Below are 22975 nucleotides of genomic sequence, written 5' to 3'. Positions count from 1 at the left end.
CCCGGCTGCGCTCCGCTCCGCCGGGCGCGCTTCCCGGCTCTGGCTGCGCCCGCGCTCCTGCCTTCGGCCCGCTCGGCGCTGCCGCCGCCGACGCGCGCCCACACGTGGATAGGGCCGGGTGGCCATGAGTCGATCACCGCATAGCGCGGCACCGTCAAGACGATGCCTCCGGCGGGGGATCGGCCGGCACCGGGATGGAGGGGGCGCCGTTTCCGCCCGCGGGTCCGTAGTGGCGTGCGCGGGGTGCTCCCATCCCGTCCGCCGTCGCCCCAGGCAGAGCCGAGCAGACGCGGCCCATGGCGTCCAGGTCGTTCGTACAGTGGCGCGCTCCACGTGGACGCCATGAACCACGCCTGCTCCACGGTGTGTGGGTCGACGGCGGACGGGATGGGAGCTGGGGTGAGTGGTGGGTAACGAATGGTGGTGAAAGTTCGGCTCGAAGGACGGGCGCACGAGCCCGCCCCAAGATTCCGCCGAACTAAGACCACCGCTTGATGATCTTTGCTGGACGCTCCGGGGCCGCCCACACCTGGATACGGATCTTCTCAGTGGTCTCGGAGCTCTCGTCAGAGTCGACATCGGCCTGAGCCGCCCGAGCCAAGTTGCTCCGGGACACGCGGACGCGGTTCCAGCCTCTCGGGACCTCGAACGTTGCCGCATCGGGGGCGTAGTCAGTGCAGCCCAGAACCATCAGGCGGCCCAACGACACATCGAGGCTGGCCTCAACGACGTGATCGAATTCCGAGCTGTCATCACTCGGCTCCTGAGGCAGGACGACGACAGTAACGGATACGTTGACATTGACCGACGTGCCGATGCCCAGCGCATCTGATGCAACCGCGAGGTGATCCACAATGGCCTGGTCAGTCCACGCGTCGCTTAGATCACCGTCTGAATCCGCATCGGATACGTGTATCTGGAAGTAGTCGGCGAAAAGGGTGAGCTCTGTCGTTGTCGTCATGGCGGCACAGTGCCATGCAGCACTGACAGCCGGAGATGCGGTAGCCGTCCACGGCCGCACCCTGGGCGAATCTGTCAAGTCCGCCCACGGTGGCTGACACCAACGCCTGACACCAACAGCCCCGAACAGCAGCGGTTGGCGTCGGACACCAGCGGATGGTCAGCCCAGGAGCACGGCATGTTGACCAACGTCACCAAAGCCCCATGATCGACCTGATAAGGATGAGGCCAGAGGTCCAAGTACGCGATGTCCGGGGGATGCGCGCATGACGGAGTACACGTGGCCGAACGGTGTGGGGGATCCGACGCCCGAGGACATACGACGGGCCTGGCCGGCAACCGTGACCGCGCTGCCAGTGGGCGCCGCCGTGACCGGCAAGGTCATCGGCCGACAGCCATTCGGCGTGTTCGTAGAGATCGACGGGGTGCCCGACGCGGTGGGCCTGGCGGAGATCTTCGGTTCACCGCCCGGAACCGTTCCTCCCCCACTGGGGTTCGCTATCAGTGGGAGCGTTGTCGATCACGCGGAGCGCAACTTCCAAGTCAGGCTCAGACTCGATGACTGGGGAGACGAGCGCGAGCCCCTCCCACTGGAGCCTAACGAGCGCCTTGGCGACCGCGAAGCCCTAAGCGGCTTTCTGAGGCGTCTTCGGCAGGACTATGAAGCGAGCGGCGACCAATGGGAGAACCGGACGCTGGGCAGCTTCCTGGAGGCTCTGGAAGCGTGGGTGGCCGATGCCCCAGGGTGGTACGCGAACCACGGCCAGGAGCTCCCGCCCGAGGGCGACTGGGCGTTCATGGCACGGGCCCTCAGCGCAGCGCGGTTCTACGAGTGACGCCGTGCCCCTTGCGTGCCCGATGAGGAAGCGGCCAACGGGAAACAGCGGGGAGTCTCGGCGAGCGGCCCGGGAACCCGCAGGTCAGCGTTACACCAGGTCAGGCCGGGGCCGCGTACGCGATCTTCCAAGCTGGTGCTCCAGGATCCTGAGCGCGGCGGCGCTAGCTTCGGGACAAGCAGACATACGCGCGCCGCCCCGTCTGAGACGCTGGGCAGATGCTCACTGAAGACGAAGCACGAGGGCTCGTTCTGGCGGAGCTCGCGCAGACCGAAAGAGCGACACGCCTGGAGCTCGCCATCTCCAGGGTTGAACCCGTGTCTTTCGGGTGGGTGTTCTACTGGTGCGCGCGACAGGACATCGGTCGTCCCGCCGGCTAACGGCCAACGCTCGGCGGGAACGGCCCTTTCTTGGGGGATCGGGAGCACGAGCGGCTTATCCGAGCTGCGACTAGCAGGCCCGTACCCCTACAGATCGCGGACTATGAGCGTCGGCTGCGGCGTGAGGCTCATGTCCAGAACGCGGCGGCGAAGCGTGCTGTACAGCAAGGAAGTACAGCAACCGCGGCAACCGTAGCCGTCCGCCACCAGCCTCCGACGGCCGACTGACCTGCCGAGCAGACCTCAGCGACCGCCCCGCCCGTAGTTCGCATCGAGGTGTGTCCCCAAGCCTCTCCACACCACCCGCGCGGGCATGCACATGGCGATGGCGGGAGCACGGGAAGCGCTTGATCTCGGGCCACAGCACTTGGCATGCGAGCGACATTTGGGCGAGTTAGCATGAGATTATGCTCTCGACGAGTTAATTACTGCTCAAGCGGGAAGACGGAGTCACACCATGTACATGATGCGCGAAGTCTACCAAGCTGAACGCGGGAAAGCGCCGGAGATCGTGGCGGCGTTCGAAACCCTCACCAAGGTGTTTGAAGAGGCCGGGTACACGAACCGGCGAATTTACGTCGATTACGCCGGTCCCATGGATACAGTCGTCTGCCAATGGGAATTCGATAGCCTCGACCAGTACTTCACCTTGGAGCGATCTTTCTTCGTGAATCCAGACGAGAACGCGCAGTCACTGATCGACACGTTTAACAACAACGCGGCATCCGGCTACAAGGAGATCTACGAGGTCATCCAGTAGCGGATCACCTGAGCGCCAGAAGGCACCGTCATCCGGCTGACGCCGTGGACTATCTGTGGACAGAGAAGCGCTCAGCGCTACGGCATGGGCCCATGACCCTCAAGAGCCAAGCGCCCTCCGGAGCCGTGTGCGCAGGTGCAAATTCGATCAGGCCACGCCCCTCCTTCTCCAGCGACTTTTGTGATCTTCGCGTTGGCTGCTGCCTCGTGGCCAGCCGCTAGCATCGGCCCATGACGTCACATCAGGCGAATGCCGCGTAGGTCCCCGCGCGAGCTGAGGGCCATGGTGCCCGGGCAAAGCGATGCCGCGGTGAGCACACTGCTCATCAGCGCGTGTCCTGGGCCGCCAACGTGTGCTGCCGTTCACACGTACCTCTTCGTCGACGGCCTCGACGTAGTCGCGCGCAGCGACAGCAGAATGGCCGGCCTCGATCCAAGTCGACTACTCCGCCCAGGCGGACCGCTCTATCCGACCGATATGCCATGCGCGGTGGATGTGGCAACCCAGGAGCAACCCGAGCCAGGGCCGGACAGGCTGACCATTCGGGTCCGACTCCGGGGCGAGACAGTCATCTGGTCCGACCTGATGTACCCAGGCCCCGATGACAGGCCAGTCGAGGAGGTTCGCTTCCGCCTGGAGCAGTACCTGGGCGAGGTCGGGCGGGCATACGCGGCTGTGACGGGCCATCTCAAGTCAGTAGCTCCGGACGAAGAGGTCGTGCCAGACCCGTGCCAGATCGTACGGGGAACACCGGGGAACCAGCCGACCTCGCACCATGCGCCAAGACCGCTGAGCCGCAGGTCAGCCACGGAGTAAGCCCCCAATGCCCTTAGCTTCCCAAGCTGAGGTCGCTACCTGGCAACAGATCGTTGCACAAGCTGAGTCCGGAGGCGGCGGCTCAGCCAGACATACGCAACCATGGCCAACGAGCCGCGCGCCATGAAGTCGGCCCACAATGGAAGAATTTGGGCGGCGCTGCCAGCCCCCCGGGCTCCCCACAGAAGAACGGTCGTGAGCACACTCGCCACCACCAGGACGAGCACGTAACTGACGCTGGCCGTACGGTTCCGACCAAGCCAAGTACCCAGCAGTCCCGAGGGGATCTGCACCACCACGTGGAAGCTCACGCAGCCGAACACGACAGCCAGGAAGATCATGAAAGGCGGCACGACCGCCGAAGGATCATTGGCCGGGGCTGCCCCGTAGGCGTCCAGAACCCAGACCGGTGGCACAAGGAAGGTGAGCAGCAGCAGCGCTCCGCTCAGATGCATAGCGGCGAGGTGTACTGCCGCTCGGCGGAGCACCGTCTTCGTACGCCTCGTTGTAGACGTTGACTCGCGATCTCCTGCCCTCACGATCCCCCCTCGACATCTCGTGCATGATGCCTCGCCCCGACACCGCGACACAGTACGTCGTACCACTCCTGCCACACCCACCCGTCTCACTTTCCGTCTCATTCAGCGCCGTTCACGGCCGTTCAGACGGGACCGAAGCCGGTAGCCACTCCTACGACCGACCGCCCATGAACGCAGGTGAACGCCCCCGCACGCAGCCCCACACCCCACCACCACAGTTGGAAAGCGTGTTGGGGGCAACCCCTCACGAGTTCGAATCTCGTATCCTCCGCCAGTGCCTCACCGGGCACGATGTCGAAGGGGCCTGCTGTTCGCAGCGGGCCCCTTCGACGTGTCTCAGCGCTCGTTGTCCTAGTTTTTGTCCACAGCCGGTGATTCCGGGGTTCCCCAGATCGCATCGGCGATCTTCCGGGCGACGTCCTTCAACATGACGTCGAGCACATGCAGGTACCTCGCCCGCATCCGTGCGGAGGTCCCCGGCTCCCATCCCATGATCTGGTCAATGACCCGGTCCGGGACACCGAGCAGCATGAGCACCGTGGCGGCCGTGTGCCGGGCGTCGTGAAGCCGGCCGTCCCGAACCCGTGCGTCCTCCAGTAGCCGCTTCCAGTCGTGGTAGTCCGTCTTCGGGCTCAACGGGCCACCCACGGCTACTAGGTGGCCGTTCGCGTCCACCTTGTGCCCGGTGTCGGCAAGCACCGCCTTGACCGCTTGGAGCCCGAGCACCTGGAAAGCCTGTACCGCCGGATGCAGAAGAACGGGGCCCGCAAGGCCGGCACGGCTCACCAGGCGCACCGCACCGCCCGGACCGCGCTCGGTGAGGCGGTGCGACGCGGCCACGAGGCCAAGAACGCTGCCGCTCTGGCGAAACCGCCACGAATGGAAGAGGACGAAACAGAGGTTGAGCCCTACTCCGTAGACGAGGTTCAGCGGTTGCTGCTGGAAGCCAACAAGCGCGGAACAGCGCCCGATGGATGCTCGCCCTCGCCCTCGGTCTGCGGCAGGGCGAGAAGCTCGGTCTGCGCTGGTCTGATGTCGACCTGGACAACGAGTACCTCAAGCTGCGCCGCAACCGTCTGCGTCCCAGGTACAAGCACGGGTGCCCGGAAGCCTCGCCGTGCGGTCGGGCGGCGGCGTTCGTCGTCGTAGCCGCCGGGGCCCACGGGTCACGGCCGCCGTTGCGGCGGCGGCGCAGCCACCGGGGTCGGCGCGGGAGCGGCAGCAGGGTCGGCGATCTACTTCGGCAAGGACGGCCGTTGGCACGCCCGCGTTCCGATGGGCTACAAGGACGACGGAACGCCGTACCGCCGGCACCCACCTGACGCGCCCGACGCGCAAAGAACGGAAAAGGTTCGCACCCGCCGGTTCTCCACCCTGATTTCGTGCCGTTACGACCCGAAGACGCTCGAAGTGCTGGAGAGTCGACGCGTCACCCCGCTGTATCGACACGAAGGCTGATCATGCGCGTCGCGATTGACACCCAGCCTGGTGGAGCGGCCCCCAACGAAGATTGGGCGGCCGGCACACCGACTCTCGCCGTTGTGCTGGACGGGCTCAGCACGGCGGGCCTGGACACCGGATGCCGTCACGGCGTGCCCTGGTACGTGGCGCATCTCGGCAGTCAGCTAGTCGCCGGACTGGCAGACCCGGGCACATCGCTGACAAGCGGTTTGGCGGGTGCTCTCGAACGGGTGGCGGCGTTGCATCCTGAATGCGACCTCGGCAACCCTGGAACGCCATCGGCCACGGTGGCGATCATCCGTGAGCGACAAGGTTTTCTTGACCACCTGGTGCTGGCGGACTCGCCCATCGTGTTCGAAGGTGCCCGGGGCTTCACGGTGCTCACTGACCTGCGGGTGGACGATGTCCTTCCCGAGCTACGGGCGGAAGTCGAGCGGTACGAGACCCGTACCGCGGAGCATCGGGAAGCGCTCCGCCGGCTCGTCACCGCACAGCGACAGACCCGGAACACGCCCACCGGCTATTGGGTCGCTGCTTCCAACACAGAAGCGGCAGCCCACGCCTTTGTCGGCAGCACCCCCACCGAGGACGTACGTGCCGCCGCCGTCCTCTCCGACGGCGTATCGCGCCTGGTCAGAGAGTACGGCACGGCCACCTGGTCGGAAGTCTTCACAACGCTTCGCGGCGGCGGACCACAAGAGCTGATCGCCACCGTCCGAAAGGTCGAAGCCACCGACCCGGCCGGGCGACGGTGGCCGCGCTACAAGTCCGGCGACGACGCTTCTGTTGTCTTCTGCCAGTGGTGATAGCCCTGTCGAGACTCGGATCCACCCATCTCGACCCGCCACCTGTTGTGGCTACTTCCACTGCACTGACGGCCCCCACCGTCATGAATTCTGCTCTCCTGAAAGCCACCAACGTGCCCGCTGCGCGTGGCCCGGAGATTCCGGGCCACCACTGCCCTTTCGGTCCTATACACCGCTCACTACGGGATCACTTGTCGTTGGTACCTGACTTGAGCGCACGGAGCCGCCTCATTGGCGGATTAGCTATATATCGTTCAAATTCCGGTATAGATATCGACGAGTCGGGCGGCAGTGCCTCATACCAAGCAAGGCCCCGGACATTGCAAGACTCACAAAGCAAACCTCTGACGCACCCTCCGCAAGCCTTCTCGTAGGTGCCACAGCAACTGTGGTCATGATCGATATGCCACGCCGCTAGCCCCTTGCCTTTATTGACTGACTGGGATTTGCATATGGCACAGGCGTATCCTTGAAAGTCTTCCAATTCCTTAAGCTGGTCAATCGTTATCCCGTATTTCCGCAGCCTGACAATCTGCGCATTGCAAGGCTTGCAATACGCCCGCCTAGTCCCTTTCCCTGCGGGAGAAAATTCGGATAGCGGGCACTCCTTCCCGCACGCAATACATACAAGAGCCCCCCGGGCGACCATCTCTTTGTATGCACTGGTCCCCCGCCTTGGACGCAGCCGTCGAAGCTCCTCCCCGCGCTTCCACTGCTGATAATGCCCGGTGCATAGCCCTCTGCCAATTGCAGGTTTGTCGCATTCCTCAAAATTGCATCTTGGGGCACGCTCTCGGCGTTCCTGACGGTAGCTCTGGAGTGCGTGTTTTTCGCAAAGACCGCGACTCCTATGCGGGCGGTCACATTCCGGAATTGAGCATCCGACATGCCCCCTAAACAACACGGGACGGAGTGATGAAAGCTCCCCACGGGTGCGCCACTGTTGATAATGAGCCGCACACAGGCCGCGGGTCGTGGAGGGGTTACCGCAGCCTTCGAAATAGCATTCCGGCTTCACCGGGGATACGAGCTGAGTGTAATGCTCACTGCACATACCTTTCACACTATGGGGCGCGGAGCATTCATCAATTTTACATACACCTATAGACGTGAGCGCCTTTCCGCGTCGCCGTTGTAGCATGTGTCCTTTACATAGGCCCTTCGAGTCGTGAGGCTCGACACATCCATCAAACTCGCATAGTCCGTGAGGTGATACATACCGCGCCTTCAGCGGGCGCAATTCTTTTCCTCTCCTGCGCTGCTCGGTATGTCCCGAGCACATTTCTCCAAATCTGCGCGGCTTTTCACATTTCCACTCGTCACCCGACGCCACGCATGCGGCACCAGGTTGGAGGCGAACACGTAGGGGCCTCAACGGTTCATTGCGCAATGACTGTCTATAGTGCGGCTCGCACATCCCTACAGACGACACAATCCTGTAGTATTTCGAATTTCGTGAGCAGACCCAGTCGTCGCCGGAGGCAGCACATCGCTCGACTTCGTACATCTCCACGGAAGGCATCCTAGGGCCGCAGGGAATCGCGTGAGCAGGATTACGGAAATCGGCACCAGAGTTGGGCCAACCTTGGAAAATGCAGCATCTTTACCAGTGGAGGCAAATCGGCGGGCTTACATGTGGCAGGCGAGCGCTCCCCCACCTGCGCTCCGGGACCCAGGTCGCGCTAGTCTCCTCGGTCTCGTTCAGCACTGTCCTTGTCCTGGTCTTTGTCCAGTGCGCCGACGGCCACCACCGTTCACCGCCGTACACGCACCCCGTCTGACCTGCCGCGCGAACCTCCACGAACGCCCCGAACGGCCACGCGGACAGCTGGAAGGTGGGTTGGGACTCGCGAGTTCCTCGCTGAAGCGCGTCACTACGGCCTCTTTTAGCGCCCGCTTCCAGCGTAAGAGGGGAGTTTAGTTGTCTATGGGTCCAGCGACTGCGTCGGCGAAAGGGGAGTGGCTCCTCGACTGCAACCTTCGCTGGTCAAGACGTCATCCTTGCTGATCGCGGCTATCAGGGCACACGGATACGTGCAAGGTCCCGCGCCAAGGCAGGTCGGAACTCAGAAACGCCTCGCAACGTACGTCGTTGGGTTGCCGGGGGGTGCCGGCAGCCTTTTCAGGGCCTTCTTGAAGAACATGAGTTCCTCGTGGCCTGAATCATCGCCCAGTTCTAGCTAGTACTAGCGAGGCTAGATGTCTCAACAGCCTCAGCCGCGCCCCCTGTCGTCCTCGAAGGGCGCCAGGACTACACCGGCCACGGGCACGCGGGGGACGGATCGAACCGCCTGCTCAGAAGGTCTGACAACGGCGCTCGTTGTCCTGGTCTTTGTCCAGCGCGCTGACGGCCGCCACCGTTCACCGCCGTACGCGCACCCCGCCTGACCTGCCCCGTGAACCCCCACGGACGCCCCCGTACGGCCACGCGGACAGTTGGAAAGCGTGTTGGGGGCAACCCCTCACGAGTTCGAATCTCGTATCCTCCGCAGCCGCCTGAACAGGCGAAACGAAGAGTCGGACCGCTCATTGCGGTCCGACTCTTCGGCGTGCCCTGGTTACTGTTTCGGTTGCATTTATAGGCGACATTTAGGACACGCCATCAAGCAGGGGAGACGCACGCTCACGCCCTATGGGGCGACCGGCGCAGACTGTGCGGAGCCACAGCATCTGACGGGATACCGTCCTGATGGACGCGCTGGGCTGAGCCGCCCTCCAGCAACCGCATCAGCCCCTCACCCCACCCGGTACCCTCGGATCACGCGGTACTCCACCGCTCCCCCATCCGCGAACTCCGCACTCGCCCGCAGCGACACATACCCCCCGGACACGGGCCGTCCAGGCAGCGGCATCACCCACGCGTCCCGCCCGGTCTTCGCCAAGCGCGCCTTCCGCCAGCTCTTCCCGTCGTCGTAGGACACCTCCACCGACACCGACCGCACCGCCGAAGCAGCCGCCCCCGGCTGTCGTACCAGCCGCATCGGGACGACCGGCAGCCCGCCTGTGTTGTTCTGGTCGACGACCGGCGCGAAGTCGAACGCCGAGAGGCCGAGCGCCGTCTCTCCGCCGCTCACCTCGCCCGAGCGGAAGGTCCAGGAGCCGCTGATGCTCGTACCTAGCCCGAAGCCCCCGCCTGCCGCGCTGCGTTCGGCGGAGTACTCCAGGCGGTAGGTCGCCTCGGCCGCCGGGACCGTGCCCGAGGCGTCCGTCCACGGGTAGTCCAGCTCCACGAGTTTCTGGTCGCCGTGGTAGAAGGCGACCCTGCTCGTGTCGTACGCCGAGTAGCCGGTGTGGCCGGCCTGGTCGCCTGCCATCGGGACGTTGAAGGACAGCCGGTTGCCGTCCCGGGCGACGGTCGTCGTGCGGCTGAAGCGCGGGCCGGGTACCGCCTTCTGCCACTCCGTCGTGTAGCGCTTGCCGGGCTTGTAGGTCTCGTAGTCCGTCAGGAACTGCGTCTGGAAGGTGCCGTCGGGCGCGTACTGGTTGTAGCGCGTCTCCCACATCGTGTCGTCGGCCTTGTAGTAGACGGTCCGGGGGCGACCCGGGGTGTCGAACCAGATGGCACCCGCCGACAGCGCGCTGCCGCCCTCCGGCGGGAAGCCGAAGTTGTGCGTGAACGCCCTCGACTGGCCTCCCGAGGTCACCGAGTAGTACTGGTGCTTCACCGTCGCCAGTTCGCTCTGCCGCACCACGTGGCGGAAGTTCGTCGGCAGGTGCCCCCGCTCGAACCACACCAGGACGTACTCGTACGGCGAGTCGTCGTACGTGCCCTCCGCGTTCTTCTTCGCCCAGAAGCCGCGTACGTCCGCCACCAGCGTGCCCTCGCCCGGGCCCACGTCGTCACCCAGCGCGACTGTGAACAGCTTGTCGTAGGAGTCTGCGATGGCCCGCATGCCGAAGCCCAACCCGTTGGTGAGTTCGCGGCGGAAGCCGACCGCCGCCAGGCGCAGACTCGCGTCCTTGCGCGGGAGGGTCGCCGAGACCGGTGTGGCCTTGCGCGCGTCGAGGACGATCTCGCTGTCGCCGGTCACCGTGAGGGTGGGGCGGACCAGCAGGGTCGTACTGCCGTCCGACGGTGTGACGACCGACGCGTTCACCGTGTAGCGGCCTGCCGGGAGGGCCACCGTGCCCGAGCCCGAGGGGTCGTACACGAAGCGGTAGACCGAGCCGTCGAGGCTTGTGATGTCGGTCCAGTAGCTTGCGGCCGGGTTGCCCGCGCGGTCGATGACCTTGACGTTCAGGTTGTGGGTGGGTGTGGCCTTGGTGATGGTCAGGGGTACGCGGACCGAGGTTCTGGTGGTCGTGTCCGTGCCCACCAGCGCGCCCTGGAACACCCCCGTACCGCTCTGTACGCGCGTGTCGGCCGTGACCGTCACCTCGACCGATTCGCCCGCCGGCACGGTCGCGTGCTCCGGGCTGACCGTGAACATGCCTGCCGGGGCGGGCGAGCCGTCCGGTCCGCTCACCTGCGCCGCCAGGTCCAGGTTCACCGGCTCCGTGCCGTCGTTGCGGTACGTCACCGTCCTGACGACCGGTGTGTCGTCGTCCGCCGGGGCGGCCTGGGTGCCCAGGGGCAGGGCCGTCGGTGTGGCGAGGACCGACTGGTGGACGGCTCTGGACACGTCGACCCGGCCCGCGCCCTGCGCGTTGACGTTCGCGCCGGGAGTCGCCATCGCCGATGCCATCAGTGCCGCCTTCAGCTCGGCCGCCCGCCAGTTCGGGTGCTGTCCGGCGAGCAGGGCAGCCGCTCCGGCCACGTGCGGGGTGGCCATGGAGGTGCCGGAGACGGCGGTGTAGCCGGGCTCGACCTCGATGTAGTCGCTGCCCGCGTGCGCGGCACGGGCGGCGACGATGTCCACGCCGGGTGCGGTGATCTCCGGCTTGATCGCGCCGTCCTCGCGCGGGCCCCGGCTGGAAAAGGACGCCATGACGTCCTGCTTGTCGACGGCGCCCACGGAGAGCGCGGCGTCCGCCGTGGCCGGGGAGTCGACCGAGCCGTCCGCGCCGCCGTCGTTGCCCGCGGCCACCACGAAGAGGGCGCCGGTCTTCGCCGTCAGCGTGTTCACGGCCTCTTCCAACACGTCCAGGCCGGGGGTGTCGTCACCGGCGAGGCTCATGTTGATCACCCTGGCGCGCGGGGCGGCCCACTCCATTCCGGCCAGGATCGACGACTCGGCGCAGTCGCGGTCGCTGCACACCTTCCCGACGATCAGCGAGGCCCCGGGCGCGACTCCCTTGTACTTGGCGCCGCCGCCCGCGACCGTCGACGCCACGTGCGTGCCGTGACCGACGTTGTCGTCGGCGTCGGGCGCGTCCGTGAAGTTCACGGCCTCCGTGACCCGTGCGGCCAGGTCGGGGTGCGTCGCGTCGATCCCGGTGTCGAGGACCGCGACGGTCACGCCGTGCCCGTCGTATCCCGCCTGCCACGCCGTCGGCGCACCGATCTGCGGCACACTCCGGTCCAGGGCGACCTGCCGTTTCCCGTCCAGCCACAGCTTCGCGACACCGCTCGCGGCGCGCAGTCCGGTCGTACGGCTGCCCGCGGTCACCCCTTCCCAGAAGGTGCCCGCCGTCTCCTTGCCCACGGCCACCGCCGCTCCGTCGACGGCGCGCAGGGCGCGGGTCACCCGGGCTCCGTCCGCGGCGCGCAGACTGCGGCTGCCGAGCGTCGCGTCGGTGTACGTCACGATCACGGGCAGTTCGGCCGTACTGGCGTCGTCGTACCCGGCCGCGACCAGTCCCGTCACGTCGAACAGCCGCTCGTCCACCTGTCCGCCGGTGACCAGGCGCAGTGCGTCGTTCGGTACGACGTATTGGTGGCCGTCGCGCTCGAACTGCTGGAAGCCCGTCGCCTCGCGGCCCGGTCCGGGCTCGATGGCCACACCGGCGCCCGACAGATCCACGCGGTCGCCGGTGACGAGGGTGACGCGATGGGTAGTGGCATCCTGCGGTCCGGTTCCGCGGGTCCAGGTGGGAACGGCGACGGTGTCGGATGCGGCGGAGGCCGGCGTGGCCGCCGCAACTCCCTGGACCAATAAGGCAGTTATCAGTGTGCCGGCCAGTTTTCGAGACATGCGGGACATACGACCTCCCCTGTGCCGGTGGTGACTCCGGTTGCGGTCGACTGTCCCGTCGGAGGCGATCTTCCGGATACTCCCAACGGCCCATAACATCGCGCTATGGATCTGGAGGTCCGCCACTTACGCGTCCTGAACGCGATCGCCGACGCCGGCTCCATCACCCGTGCCGCGGCGGTCCTCGGCTTCACCCAGCCCGCCCTGACCGCCCAACTCCAGCGCATCGAGCGCATGTTGGGCGGTTCGCTGTTCGTACGGGACGGCAGCGGCTCCCGGCCCACGGCGTTCGGCGCGATGGTGCTGGCGCACGCGCACGGCATCCTCACGGCACACGAGGACCTCATGCGTGACGTACGGCAGCGGGGCCCCGAGGACTCCGACCTGACCGCCCTGCGGCTCGGCTCGGTCCCCGGCCCGCTCACCGCCGTACTCGTGACCACCGCGCGGCACCTGCTCCCCCGGGCCGAGATCACCCTGCACACCTGCGACACGGAGGAGGAGCAGCTCGAACTGCTCGCCACTGGCCGACTCGACTTCGGCCTGGTCGTGGACTACCCGGAGTACGAGCTGACGTTGCGCCCCGGGCTCAGCGACGCCCTCCTCGCCGTGGACCCCGTCTTCGTGCTGATCTCCGAACGGCACCCGCTCGCCGCCCGCCCCGACATCCCTCTCTCCGCCCTCTCCGGCGAGGCCTGGTTCGTCGGAGAGAACAAGGACGTACGGATGCGGGCGCAGTTCCGGGTCGCCTGCCGACGGGCCGGGTTCGTCCCGCGCCGGGTGCAGCGGCTGAGCGCGAGCGTGGTGTTCCCGCTGGTCGGGCAGGGGCACGGGGTCGCTCTCGCGCACCCGCTGGTGACCGAGCGCGAGGGTGTCGTCGTACGGCCGCTGGCCGGGGACCCGATGGGTGTGCGGCAACGGCTGGTGTGGGCGGCCGGCAGTCCCCTCGCCGAGCATGCGCCGGTGCTGCACGACGCGCTCACGAAGGCGTACTGGGCGGAGGTGCGGCGGGCGGGGGACTACTGGGAGTGGCTGGAGGGGAGGGGTCTGCTGCCCCCGCCCCTCTGACCCTCTGGCCCCGGCGGGGTGCCGTTCGCGACGGACACCGAGGAGATCGTCGCCGGATACGCGAAGCACCTGTCGTACAGCGACGTCCGCCAGCCTCGCCGATGCCCTCGACACCGGTGCGGCCATCACGGTGGAGTACATCGCCAGGGAAGCTCTCATCAAACAGGGAATGCATCGCAGCGCGGGTGCGGTGGATCTCGCCGTCGCCGCGACGGCCGAGCTGCAAGGGCTCACCCTCCTGCACCGCGACCACGACTTGGCCTGCATCGCGGCAGTGATCGGCCAGGCTCTCCAGTGGTACGGCCCGGAGAGCGGCAAACAGGCGGGCGATGGTTGCAGTTCTGGTTGCGTTCACCTCCGTACAGCACCGTTCAGGAGCCCCACCCACCACAACCGCACCGTCCCCGTCGCCGGAGCGGCGGCCGGGGTGCCGACGAGGGCGGGGAGCGCGGCGAGCCGCTGAAGGCCCCGCCGACGCCTCCCGAACCAGTGCCGGGGCAGATGGTATCGATGGCGATAGTATCTCTGCCGATACTATCGCCATCAGGAGTTTTGCCATGCGTCGTTTCATCGGGCGGGACCGCGAGCTGAGCGTGCTCGGCAACGCCTTGCAGGGGGTTCGCGATGCCGTCGGGTCGGCGAAACCGGGGCAGTGCATCCTCATGCGGGGAAGACGACGGGTCGGCAAGTCCAGCCTCGTCGAGGAGTTCCTCCGGCGTACCGGGACGCCGTACCTCTTCTTCACCGCGGCGGGTGGCACAGCGCAGGACGAATTGTCGGAGCTGCTCGACGCCGTCGCCAGATCCACCCTGCCGGAGCGGGGACTGTTCTCGGAGGAGACCCCGGCGCAGTGGAACGCGGCATTCAGGCTGCTTGCGGAGATCCTGCCCGACGACAGCCCGAGCGTGGTCGTCATCGACGAGGTTCCGTACCTCATGGACCGTGTCGACGCCTTCGAGGGCATGCTGCAACGGGCATGGGACCGCCTGCTCAGCCGCAAGCCGGTCGTTCTCCTCCTGGTCGGGTCCGACCTGTCGATGATGGAGGCGCTGAACAGCTACGACCGCCCCTTCCACCAGCGGGGCCGCGAGATGGTCGTTGGGCCCCTGAACCCGGCCGACATCGGCGAGATGCTCGACCTGCCTCCGGCGGCCTCGTTCGACGCCGCTCTGATCACCGGCGGTCTTCCACTGATCTGCGCCGAGTGGCGGCCCGGAGCTGATGTCTGGGAGTTCCTCCGCGACTCGCTGGACAACCCGATCTCGGCGCTGCTCGTCTCCGCCGAACGCTCACTTGCGGCGGAGTTTCCTCCGCAGGCGATGAGCAGGGAGGTCCTGCGGGCCATCGGATCCGGGGAGCGAACCTTCACCAACATCGCTCGCGCGGCGGGCGGCATCGCCCACACCACTCTCACCCGAGCCACTGACGTCCTGACCGAGAAAAGGGTCGTGGCCGCCGAGCTGCCGCTCTCGCTGAGGCCGTCGAAGGAACGCCGCTACCGGGTGGCCGACCCCTACCTGCGCTTCTGGCTCGCGTTTCTGGATCCGCACATGGCGGAGATCGAGCGGATGCGGGGGGACCTCACCCTGAGCCGGATCAAGGAGCAGTGGACGAGCTGGCGGGGCCGCGCGATCGAGCCCCTGGTCCGGGAATCCCTCGCCCGCCTCCTCCCGGACGGGCCCCTGCCCGCCGCCCCGGCGATCGGCGGGTACTGGACCCGCGGCAACGACATCGAAATCGACTTGGTGGGCGCCGACCGGCAGCCGGTGGCCAAGCAGTTGCTCTTTCTCGGCTCGGTCAAGTGGCTGGAGAACTCCGCGTTCGACAGCCACGACCTGGCCGCACTGCAGAAGCACCGGGCAGCGATCACCGACGAGCCGGTACCGCTCGTGGCGGTCTCCCGCAACGGGGTCGGTTGTTCCGGCCTTCAGGCGGTGTACGGCCCCGAGGCACTGCTCGGCGCTTGGCGCAGGGCATGAGCAGGAACTGAGCTCCATTCCGCCGCAGGTCAGGACACGGCTATCGATCCCGAACCCCCCAGACGAAGACGCCCGGTGTCCGACGCGCTGCCTGCGTGAGGTTCGCCCAGCCGTGGATCAGGTGTCCGTCTCCGGGCCCCAGTGCTCCGGCCCCACGCCGCGCCAGTCGATCCATGGCGCCTCTGCGACTTCCGCCGGGTCGATCTCCAGTCCGGCTCGGCGGAGGAACTCGGTGAGGTCCACCACGTTGTGCGCCAGGCCGAGGATCTCGCCGTCCACGCGCACACGCCGGCCGCCCGAAGGCGACGGTGGATGCACGATCACACGGATCGGTCCGAACATGCCTTCAGGATCATCCGGGATGTACGGCCCCGCACTCCGGCCCGTCATTCGAGGATCCCCAGCCCGGTGTCGGGGCGGCAGCAGGCGCACGCCCCCGGTTGCGCGTCCGTCGACGCCGAGCGTGCCTCCCGCGGCCAGGCGGAGACCGCCGCTCGCTCATGAAGCCGGTCGTGTCGCACGGTCCCCGTCTCTTCCTCAGCGAGCTGTGGTTCGTTCATGTGTTCGATTCAAGCATCAAGCCGGGTACCCCGTCGATGTGACTGCAGCGATAGTTGGCCAGTCGCAGTGGTACCTGGCCCCGGAGGCGCCGTGGTGACCCGTTCGCCCCTGACGGTTCAGCCATCGGACTCGCCACGGCACCGTGCGGGGCGACGGCCGCCGGATCGACGTGCTGGTCGCGAACGTCGGGACCGCCGAAGTCGCCAGGCTCGAAGACATCACCGACGAGCACTTCGACGGGACCATATTCAGCCACCCATCAGTTGCCCGGGCAGAGGTTCGCCGAGCCGCGAGTGCGGCTCACGGCGGGCGCGGTGAGGAGTCGAGCACCACGAGACGGCCCCAGCTCCAGGTCAGTCGTCATCCGCACCCGGCGCCGACGCCGGAACAGCCGCCGGACCGGACCGGAGCATGGCCCGGTAGAGGTCGTCATGCTCGGGCGGGGCGGGCAGCGGGCCGCGGGCCGGGGCCTCGAAGTGCGACCGAGGAGAAGGCATGACGGAGGGCGGTCCCCCGCCGGGAGTGGGCTCGGCGGGGGACCGGTTTCGTGCGCTACGACAGCCGCAGCGTCGTCCGGTCGCTGTTGGTGCGCGGGACGTACGCCTGCTTCCACGTCCAGGCGGCGTCACCGCGCTTGTAGTGGAGCTCGACCGACGCGTTCTTCTTCCACCAGTAGTTCCAGCCGGTGGCGCAGGTGTGCGCGTTGGCCGTCCAGACCGGGGAGTCGTCCCAGTCGTTGAACTGGTTGTAGCCCTTCACCCAGAACCTGATCTGCACGGGGGAGTCGTTGCAGAGCTCGATCTGGGTGGCCGCGACGCCGTCGGCGTGGGCCGTCGCGGGGATCGCCAGGGTGCCGAGGACGGCACTCACGGCGAGGGCGGCCAGGGTGGCCTTGCGGCGGAGAGCGTGCATGGGAGGGGCACCGGCCTTTCGTTCAGGGGTGTGGGGTGGGGTTGGGTGGGGTGGGGTTCAGCCGAGCAGGCCCTCGGAGCGCAGCCAGTTCCTGGCGGCCCGGGCGGGGGTCTCGCCGGCGGCCACCGAGGAGGTGAGCGCGGCCAGTTGTCCCGTCGTCAGCTCGGAGTTGACACGGGCCAGCGCCTTGCGGGCGGCGAGGCCCGCGTAGGGGGCGGCGGCCAGGGGGAAGACGTGCTCGGGCGGGACGACCTCGTCGGGGTCGCTGAGGACGACCAGATGATCGCGGGCGATGACGGGGTCCGTGCCGCGCAGGACCAGGACGTCGGCGGTCGCCGATGTGTCGGCGGGGGTGAGTGTGACGCCGTAGGCCTTCTTCAGCGTGCCGGCGGTCGGGGCGTCCGGGTCGCCGGAGGCGGAACCGCCCAGGGTGAGGCGGCCGCCGGTCCCGCCGAGGTCGGTGAGGCCGCTCAGCCCGTGGCGCCGGGCGGTGGCCCGGGTGACGGCGAGGACGACACCGCGCTCGGCGGCGGCCGGCGGCAGCGCGACGATGCCCGGGGGCAGCGCCATGCTGAGCGTCGCCGCCATGTCGCCCGGCATCGTCTGGCCGCCCGGCAGCGCCCGCAGCAGGGTGCTCTCGTAGGCCGGCGCGAGGCCGATCTCGCCCTCGACCACGGCACGGGCGGTGTCGACGGGCGAGGCGTAGACGGTGGTCGCCGTCCTCACCTCGACCCCCGCGGCGGTGAGGAGTTCGCCGTAGAGGGCCGCCATGACCCGGCTCTCGGCGGAGCTGTCGGTGCCGATCACCGCCGGGCCCTGGGCGTCCGCGTACACGCTGGTCGTGCCCTGGCCGTTCGGCTCGGTCCCGCAGGCGGAGAGCGCGAGGAGCGAGCAGAGGGTGAGGGCGAGGACGAGGGCGCGCAGTGGGGGATGCAGGGATGACATCACGGGATGGACCGCCCCGCGCTCAGCGGCAGTGCGCGTTCCACTCGCCGGAAGTCATCTTCGCGTCCCTGAAGTTGACGTAACCGGCCTTGGGGTTGTCCTTGTTGAAACCGGACGACTTGTAGTTGTTGACGTACCAGATGTAGTGACCGTAGTAGCGCTTCGGGAAGTGGAGCTCGTACCAGCCCTCGGCCTGCTGCTTGGCGGTGCCGCGCTCGATCCAGCCCTTGGAGCCGGCCGGGATGTTGAGCGTGTTGCTCTCGGTGTCGGTGTGCGACACCTCCCAGGAGTGGCCGTAGCTGACCTGGACGGACGCCTCGTAGACCTTCCAGAACCCGACGGTCGCGGTGATGGCGACGCCGACCGAGTTGGTGGCGCCGGTGGTGTCCGCCCAGTCGATGCGGTGCTGGTTGGTCTGGCTGCCGCAGTTGTACGCGGTGGTGCCGACCTGGTGCTTCGGGCCGGTGTACGTCCAGTAGCTCGTCGGGTGGAACTCGCAGAGGTCGACCGACCTCGTGCCGCACTGCTCCAGCAACTGCCGGGTGGTGGGGCTGTCGGCGGCGAACGCGGACTGCGGGGCGGCCAGCGCCGTGGCGCCGAGGGTGAGGGCGGCGACCGCCCCGGCCGTGCGGGAGAAGCGCGGGGCGGAACCGTTCTTGCGACGCGCGAATTCCATCGAGAACTCCCTGGGGGAATGCGAAACGCTGGATGGGGGGTGTTTCGCCGGCCCTCATGGGGTGGGAGGGCCGGCGCGGTCACCGCCGCGCACCGCGCCATACCGGGGGGTGGATGGGCGGTGCGGCGGACCGTTCAGCGAACACACTCGGGGGTGCGGAATTGTTGAGCAATGCAGGTCAGGGGGGTAAACAACCGACGTGCGAGGGGCGCGAGCCGCCGACCGGCGGTCCGGGGCGGCGGCCCGGGTTCGCGGGGGTGCCGCATTGCCCGCCGGGGTGGAGGCCGCCCGTGTGAGAGCCGCAGGAGCGGAGGAGGCCGGTGTGGGGGCGGCCGGTGTGGGGGCGGCCGGTGTGGGGGCCACGGGAACGGGGGCCGCCGGGGAGGAGGCCGCGGGAGCGGGTGGCTGTGGGCAGAGGCGGCGGTAGGGCACCTCGGGGAGGTAGGTGTGCCATTCCGAGCGGGTGAGGGTCGTACCAGCGCGGGCGCAGAGCTGGGCGACGACCCGCGCGGGATCGATGGCGTACGTCTGGACGGGGACGTGGACGCCGCCGGCGTGCACCGATCTCCCGTCGGCGCTGAAGGCGAGCGAACTGATCGCGTCGCCGGGGGTGTTGAGGCTGCCGCCGAGGGGCTGGCGGGTCGCGGTGTCCCAGAGCCGGAGCGCGCCCGAGCCGTATCCCACGGCCAGGGTGCGGCCGTCGGGGCTGAAGGCGAGGGCGGTGACCCGGGCGCAGGGGGCGCAGTCGGCCGCGGCGGGGACCGCCGGGAGGACGGCGGCGCGGTGCCGTACCGAGGTGCCCTCCCATACGGAGACGGTGCCGAAGGCGCCGCCGGTCGCCAGATGGCTGCCGTCGGCACTGAGCGCGAGGACGGCGGGGCGGTCCCCGTCGGCGAACGGCACCTCGGCGTCCGACCCGAAGGGCAGGGCGGCGGGCCGGCCGGAGAACCCCGAGCTCAATGCCCCCTTCAGCGCCGAGGCCAGGGCGGCCGGCTCGGCGGTGCGGGTGCCGCGGGCGGTGTCCCACACCTCTCCGGCGAGCGGGCGGGTGGCCGTCGGCCGGTGGGAGACCAGCAGGTCGCGGCCGTGGGGCGTCAACGCGATCGACCGGACCGCGGAGCCGAGGCGGAGCGCGGCCCGTTGCCGGTGACCCGGCACGTCCCAGACGACGAAGGGGGCCGCGCCCCGGACGCCGTAGGCGAAGGCCTTGCCGTCGGGGCTGAACGTCATCAGGGGTCGGTCGGCCCCCGACACCCGCACCGGCGGTGGTTGGGCCACGACGTGGCCGGTGCGGGTGTCGCGCAGTTGGAAGCGGTAGCCGTCGGCGGTGCGTTCGGCGCCGGCCAGGAGGCGGCCGTCCGGGCTCAGGAGCCGCAGGGCGGCCGGTCGGGCCGGCCAGCGGGCGGTGAGCGGGGCCGTGAGGTCGAGGGAGTGGACGGTGCCGGCGGACAGATAGCGGAGGGTGGGGGTGACCGGATCCCAGGCCAGGGCGGTGACGGGCGCGTCGGTCGGCGAGCGGCGGAACACCGGGACGGGCGGGGTTTCCGGGGCGGGAGCCGTCTCCGGGTCGTAGGCCGCATCCGGGTCGTAGGCCGCATCCGGGTCGTAGGCCGCATCCGGGACCGCCGGAGCCGCCGGGTCCCCCGGAGCCGCGGGCGCCGCCGGAGCCGCCCGGGTGGGCAGGCGCCAGACGCCGACGTCCGTTCGGCCCGCTGCCGCCAGGAACGTTCCGTCGAGGGTGAAGGCCAGGTGCTGGACGTCGTCCGGGGCGGTGAGGTGGGCGAGTTGTCTTCCCGAGCCGGTGTCCCAGACGCGGATGCCGGTGTCCAGGACGGCGGCGAGGCGGTGGCCGTCCGGGCTGAAGGTCACCGTCGTGGGTGAGCAGTCGGGAGAGCCGGCCGTCCCCCATCCCCCGGGCAGCGCGCGCCGCCCGGCGGTGTCCCACAGCGTGAGCGGGTCCCCGGTCCGGCAGGCGGCCACCAGGCGGTCGTCCCCGCCGGGGATCAGCCGGGTGCCGGGAGCCGTGCCGCGCTCGAAGAGGACGTGGTCGTCGGCGAGTGAGCGCAGTTGTGTGCCGCTCCCGCCGACGACGACGTAACTGTGCCCGCCGGTCCCGAAGCCGAGGACCGGACCGGAGGCGGCCGGAAGGTAGCCGGAGGACAGCCGCCACAGGCGCTGCCCGGTGGCGTCGGCCAGGGCGAGGGTGCGGCCGTCGGGGCCGACCGCCGTGACCGGGAGGTCCGGCAGCCGTCCGGAACCGGTGCGGCGGTGGGTCGTGACGTCCCAGGCGGTCCACCGGCCGGCGCCGGCACTGAGCAGGGTGCGCCCGGAGTCGGTGAGGAAGACCGGTGTGCCGTCGCCCCGCACCGGCGCGGTGAAGGCGTCGCGTTCGGGTGCGGCCAGGGCGTCGAGCAGGGCCGCGCGGCTCTCGGGCAGCGGGGCGAGCCGCCAGGCGGCGATGCTGAGCAGGGCGCTCGTGCGGGGGTCGGTCGGCTTCGCGCGGCCCGCGAGGGCGGCGGCCTGGCGGGCGACGGCCCGGGTGTGTTCCCGCTCGGCCGTGGCGCTCTGCTCCCAGGCGGCCCGACCGGTGGTCAGCGCTCCGGCCACGACGACGGAGAGGGCGACGACCAGGCCGCGGGTCAGCCGGCGCATCCGGGCGGCGGTCCAGCGTCCCATGGCGTGGTCGACGCGGGAGGCGCTGAGGAAGGCCCGTTCCGTGGCGGTGAGATCGTCGTCGTGGCGGTCGCGGGTGAACAACGCGTCGGCCACGGCGAGCCGGACGCCCCGGTACAGGGTGCCGGGGTCTCGGTCGTGCTCCTGCCAGATCCGTGCGGCCTCGCCGAGATGGCGGTGCTGGCGCAGCCGCTCGCGGTTCTCCTCGATCCACCCCTGTAACCGGGGCCAGCCGGTGATCAGGGCCTCGTGGGCGAGTTCGACGTGCTCCTCGTCGAGGGTGACCAGCCGGGCCCGTTCCAGTCGTGGCAGCACCGTGGGCACCTCGGGGTCCGGCCACTCGCGCAAGTCCGCGCGGCGGACCGGGCGGCGGGTGTCGGGGGTGCCGTCGCCCGGGCTGACCAGGGCCAGTAAGAGCCGTCGGGCGGTCTCGGCCTGGGCCGGGGAGAGCCGTCCGTACACCTCCTCGGCCGCCGCGGCGATCGCCCCGTGGACCCCGCCGGTCGCCTCGTATCCGGCGAGCGTGAGCACGCCGCCGCGCCGGCGCCGCCAGGTCTCCCGCAGTGCGTGCGAGAGCATCGGCAGCGCGCCGGGCCGGTCGGCGACCTCCTCGACGATTCGTGCGGTGAGTTCGCGCTCCACCCTGAGGCCCGCCGCGGCGGCCGGTCTGACCACTGCTTCCCGCAATTCCGTCCGGGACATCGGCCGGACGATCAGGCTGTGGTGGCGCAGCGCCTCGGCGAGTTCGGGGTGTTCGGTGCAGCGGCCGTAGAAGTTCTGGCCCACCGCGACGATCACCCGCAGTCCGGCGGAGGCCTCCCGGGCGGCCAGGAGCCGGTCGACGAACCGCCAGCGGTCCGCCCGGTTCCGGCACAGCGTGAAGATCTCCTCCAACTGGTCTACGACGACCCACCGTTCGGGCCCGTCCCGGCCGGGGGCGAGTAACGCGTCATGGGTGGCGAAGGGCCGGGCGCCCGGGGTGATCAGCCGGAGGCGCGCGTCGCAGCCCTTCTCCCGCACCACGGTCTCCAGCCGGGGCATCAGCCCGGCCCGCAGCAGCGAGGACTTGCCGCTGCCGGACGCGCCGAGCAGCACGGCGAACCGGTGCTCCCGCACCAGCCGCAGGGTGTCCTCCACCAGCCGCTCCCGGCCGAAGAACAGCTCCCGGTCGCCGGGCTCGAACCGGGCGAGGCCCTGGTACGGCGACTCCCCCTCCCGGCCTTCGCACGCCACCGTCTCGTCGGCCGCCGCCTGCCAGCGCCGTTCCCATACGTCCGGATCGGCGCCGCAGGCCTGCGCGTAGGCGCGCACCACGGCCGAGGACGGCAGCCGCTCGCCGGAGGCGGCACGGGAGAGGGCGGTCACGGAGAAGCGGGCCCGCTGGGCCATCACACGGTACGAGGGGGAGCCGGCCTCCCCGCGCAGTGCCCGCAGCTCGTGCGCGAAGCGCTGTACGGGCCCGGCGTCCGGATCCACCGGCCGCTCAGGCCTCCCCACGCCGCCACCTCGCCTGTGCCGAAAGGAAAAGG

14 protein-coding genes and 3 pseudogenes are annotated in these 22975 nt (G+C 69.0%); 7 read left to right on the top strand and 10 right to left on the bottom strand.

Annotated features, from left to right (window positions below; all coding sequences use genetic code 11):
* Positions 1-478 precede the first annotated feature (478 nt).
* The gene (locus tag ACIBVL_RS13980) at positions 479-961 is read right to left on the bottom strand and encodes a hypothetical protein (protein WP_399096989.1); all 483 of its coding nucleotides are present in this window, start codon (positions 959-961) and stop codon (positions 479-481) included.
* Positions 962-1226: 265 nt separating this feature from the next.
* On the opposite strand from ACIBVL_RS13980, the gene ACIBVL_RS13975 reads away from it, so the two are divergent.
* Both ACIBVL_RS13975 and ACIBVL_RS13970 read left to right on the top strand, forming a co-directional pair.
* Complete coding sequence (locus ACIBVL_RS13975) at positions 1227-1796, top strand: hypothetical protein (protein WP_392816126.1); 570 nt, start codon at positions 1227-1229, stop codon at positions 1794-1796.
* 846 nt (positions 1797-2642) lie between these two features.
* Entirely contained in the window at positions 2643-2936 is a 294-nt protein-coding gene (locus tag ACIBVL_RS13970) for a hypothetical protein (RefSeq protein ID WP_399096986.1), read from the top strand.
* Positions 2937-3787: 851 nt separating this feature from the next.
* Here ACIBVL_RS13970 and ACIBVL_RS13965 read toward each other — a convergent pair.
* Both ACIBVL_RS13965 and ACIBVL_RS13960 read right to left on the bottom strand, forming a co-directional pair.
* Positions 3788-4207 carry a hypothetical protein gene (locus ACIBVL_RS13965; protein ID WP_399096983.1) on the bottom strand — a complete coding sequence of 140 codons (420 nt, stop codon included), beginning with the start codon at positions 4205-4207 and terminating at the stop codon, positions 3788-3790.
* A 435-nt stretch (positions 4208-4642) separates the two neighbouring features.
* Positions 4643-4939 (bottom strand): annotated as a pseudogene (locus ACIBVL_RS13960) (tyrosine-type recombinase/integrase); the annotation flags it as partial.
* Positions 4940-4948: 9 nt separating this feature from the next.
* Here ACIBVL_RS13960 and ACIBVL_RS13955 point away from each other — a divergent pair.
* Both ACIBVL_RS13955 and ACIBVL_RS13950 read left to right on the top strand, forming a co-directional pair.
* A pseudogene (locus ACIBVL_RS13955) lies at positions 4949-5425 on the top strand (tyrosine-type recombinase/integrase); the annotation flags it as partial.
* Positions 5426-5751: 326 nt separating this feature from the next.
* Entirely contained in the window at positions 5752-6558 is an 807-nt protein-coding gene (locus ACIBVL_RS13950; RefSeq protein WP_399096980.1) for a hypothetical protein, read from the top strand.
* A gap of 187 nt (positions 6559-6745) precedes the next feature.
* Here the strand turns inward: ACIBVL_RS13950 and ACIBVL_RS13945 are convergent, their stop codons facing one another.
* On the bottom strand, positions 6746-7207 hold the full coding sequence (locus ACIBVL_RS13945) for an endonuclease domain-containing protein (protein WP_399096977.1): 462 nt from the start codon (positions 7205-7207) through the stop codon (positions 6746-6748).
* Positions 7208-9293: 2086 nt separating this feature from the next.
* Entirely contained in the window at positions 9294-12593 is a 3300-nt protein-coding gene (locus ACIBVL_RS13940; RefSeq protein WP_399096974.1) for a S8 family serine peptidase, read from the bottom strand.
* Positions 12594-12737: 144 nt separating this feature from the next.
* On the opposite strand from ACIBVL_RS13940, the gene ACIBVL_RS13935 reads away from it, so the two are divergent.
* From ACIBVL_RS13935 to ACIBVL_RS13925, 3 genes and pseudogenes are all read left to right on the top strand, one after another.
* Complete coding sequence (locus ACIBVL_RS13935; protein ID WP_399096970.1) at positions 12738-13700, top strand: LysR family transcriptional regulator; 963 nt, start codon at positions 12738-12740, stop codon at positions 13698-13700.
* 163 nt (positions 13701-13863) lie between these two features.
* Positions 13864-14019, top strand: a pseudogene (locus tag ACIBVL_RS13930) (VapC toxin family PIN domain ribonuclease); the annotation flags it as partial.
* 238 nt (positions 14020-14257) lie between these two features.
* Positions 14258-15679 carry an ATP-binding protein gene (locus ACIBVL_RS13925; protein WP_399096967.1) on the top strand — a complete coding sequence of 474 codons (1422 nt, stop codon included), beginning with the start codon at positions 14258-14260 and terminating at the stop codon, positions 15677-15679.
* Between the two features lie 117 nt (positions 15680-15796).
* Here the strand turns inward: ACIBVL_RS13925 and ACIBVL_RS13920 are convergent, their stop codons facing one another.
* The 5 genes from ACIBVL_RS13920 to ACIBVL_RS13900 all read right to left on the bottom strand — a co-directional run bounded on the left by ACIBVL_RS13920 (position 15797) and on the right by ACIBVL_RS13900 (position 22943).
* Positions 15797-16021 carry a hypothetical protein gene (locus ACIBVL_RS13920; RefSeq protein WP_399096964.1) on the bottom strand — a complete coding sequence of 75 codons (225 nt, stop codon included), beginning with the start codon at positions 16019-16021 and terminating at the stop codon, positions 15797-15799.
* A gap of 771 nt (positions 16022-16792) precedes the next feature.
* Entirely contained in the window at positions 16793-17152 is a 360-nt protein-coding gene (locus tag ACIBVL_RS13915; RefSeq protein ID WP_399096961.1) for a hypothetical protein, read from the bottom strand.
* A 57-nt stretch (positions 17153-17209) separates the two neighbouring features.
* On the bottom strand, positions 17210-18097 hold the full coding sequence (locus tag ACIBVL_RS13910; protein ID WP_399096958.1) for a glycine betaine ABC transporter substrate-binding protein: 888 nt from the start codon (positions 18095-18097) through the stop codon (positions 17210-17212).
* A 22-nt stretch (positions 18098-18119) separates the two neighbouring features.
* The gene (locus tag ACIBVL_RS13905) at positions 18120-18773 is read right to left on the bottom strand and encodes a hypothetical protein (protein ID WP_399096955.1); all 654 of its coding nucleotides are present in this window, start codon (positions 18771-18773) and stop codon (positions 18120-18122) included.
* A gap of 54 nt (positions 18774-18827) precedes the next feature.
* Positions 18828-22943 carry a hypothetical protein gene (locus tag ACIBVL_RS13900; protein ID WP_399096952.1) on the bottom strand — a complete coding sequence of 1372 codons (4116 nt, stop codon included), beginning with the start codon at positions 22941-22943 and terminating at the stop codon, positions 18828-18830.
* Positions 22944-22975: the final 32 nt, after the last annotated feature.

This window comes from Streptomyces sp. NPDC049687 (assembly GCF_044465285.1).
Classification (GTDB): Bacteria; Actinomycetota; Actinomycetes; order Streptomycetales; family Streptomycetaceae; genus Streptomyces.
The sequence above is the reverse complement of the archived record's forward strand: the minus strand, read 5'-3'. Positions and strand labels throughout refer to the sequence as shown.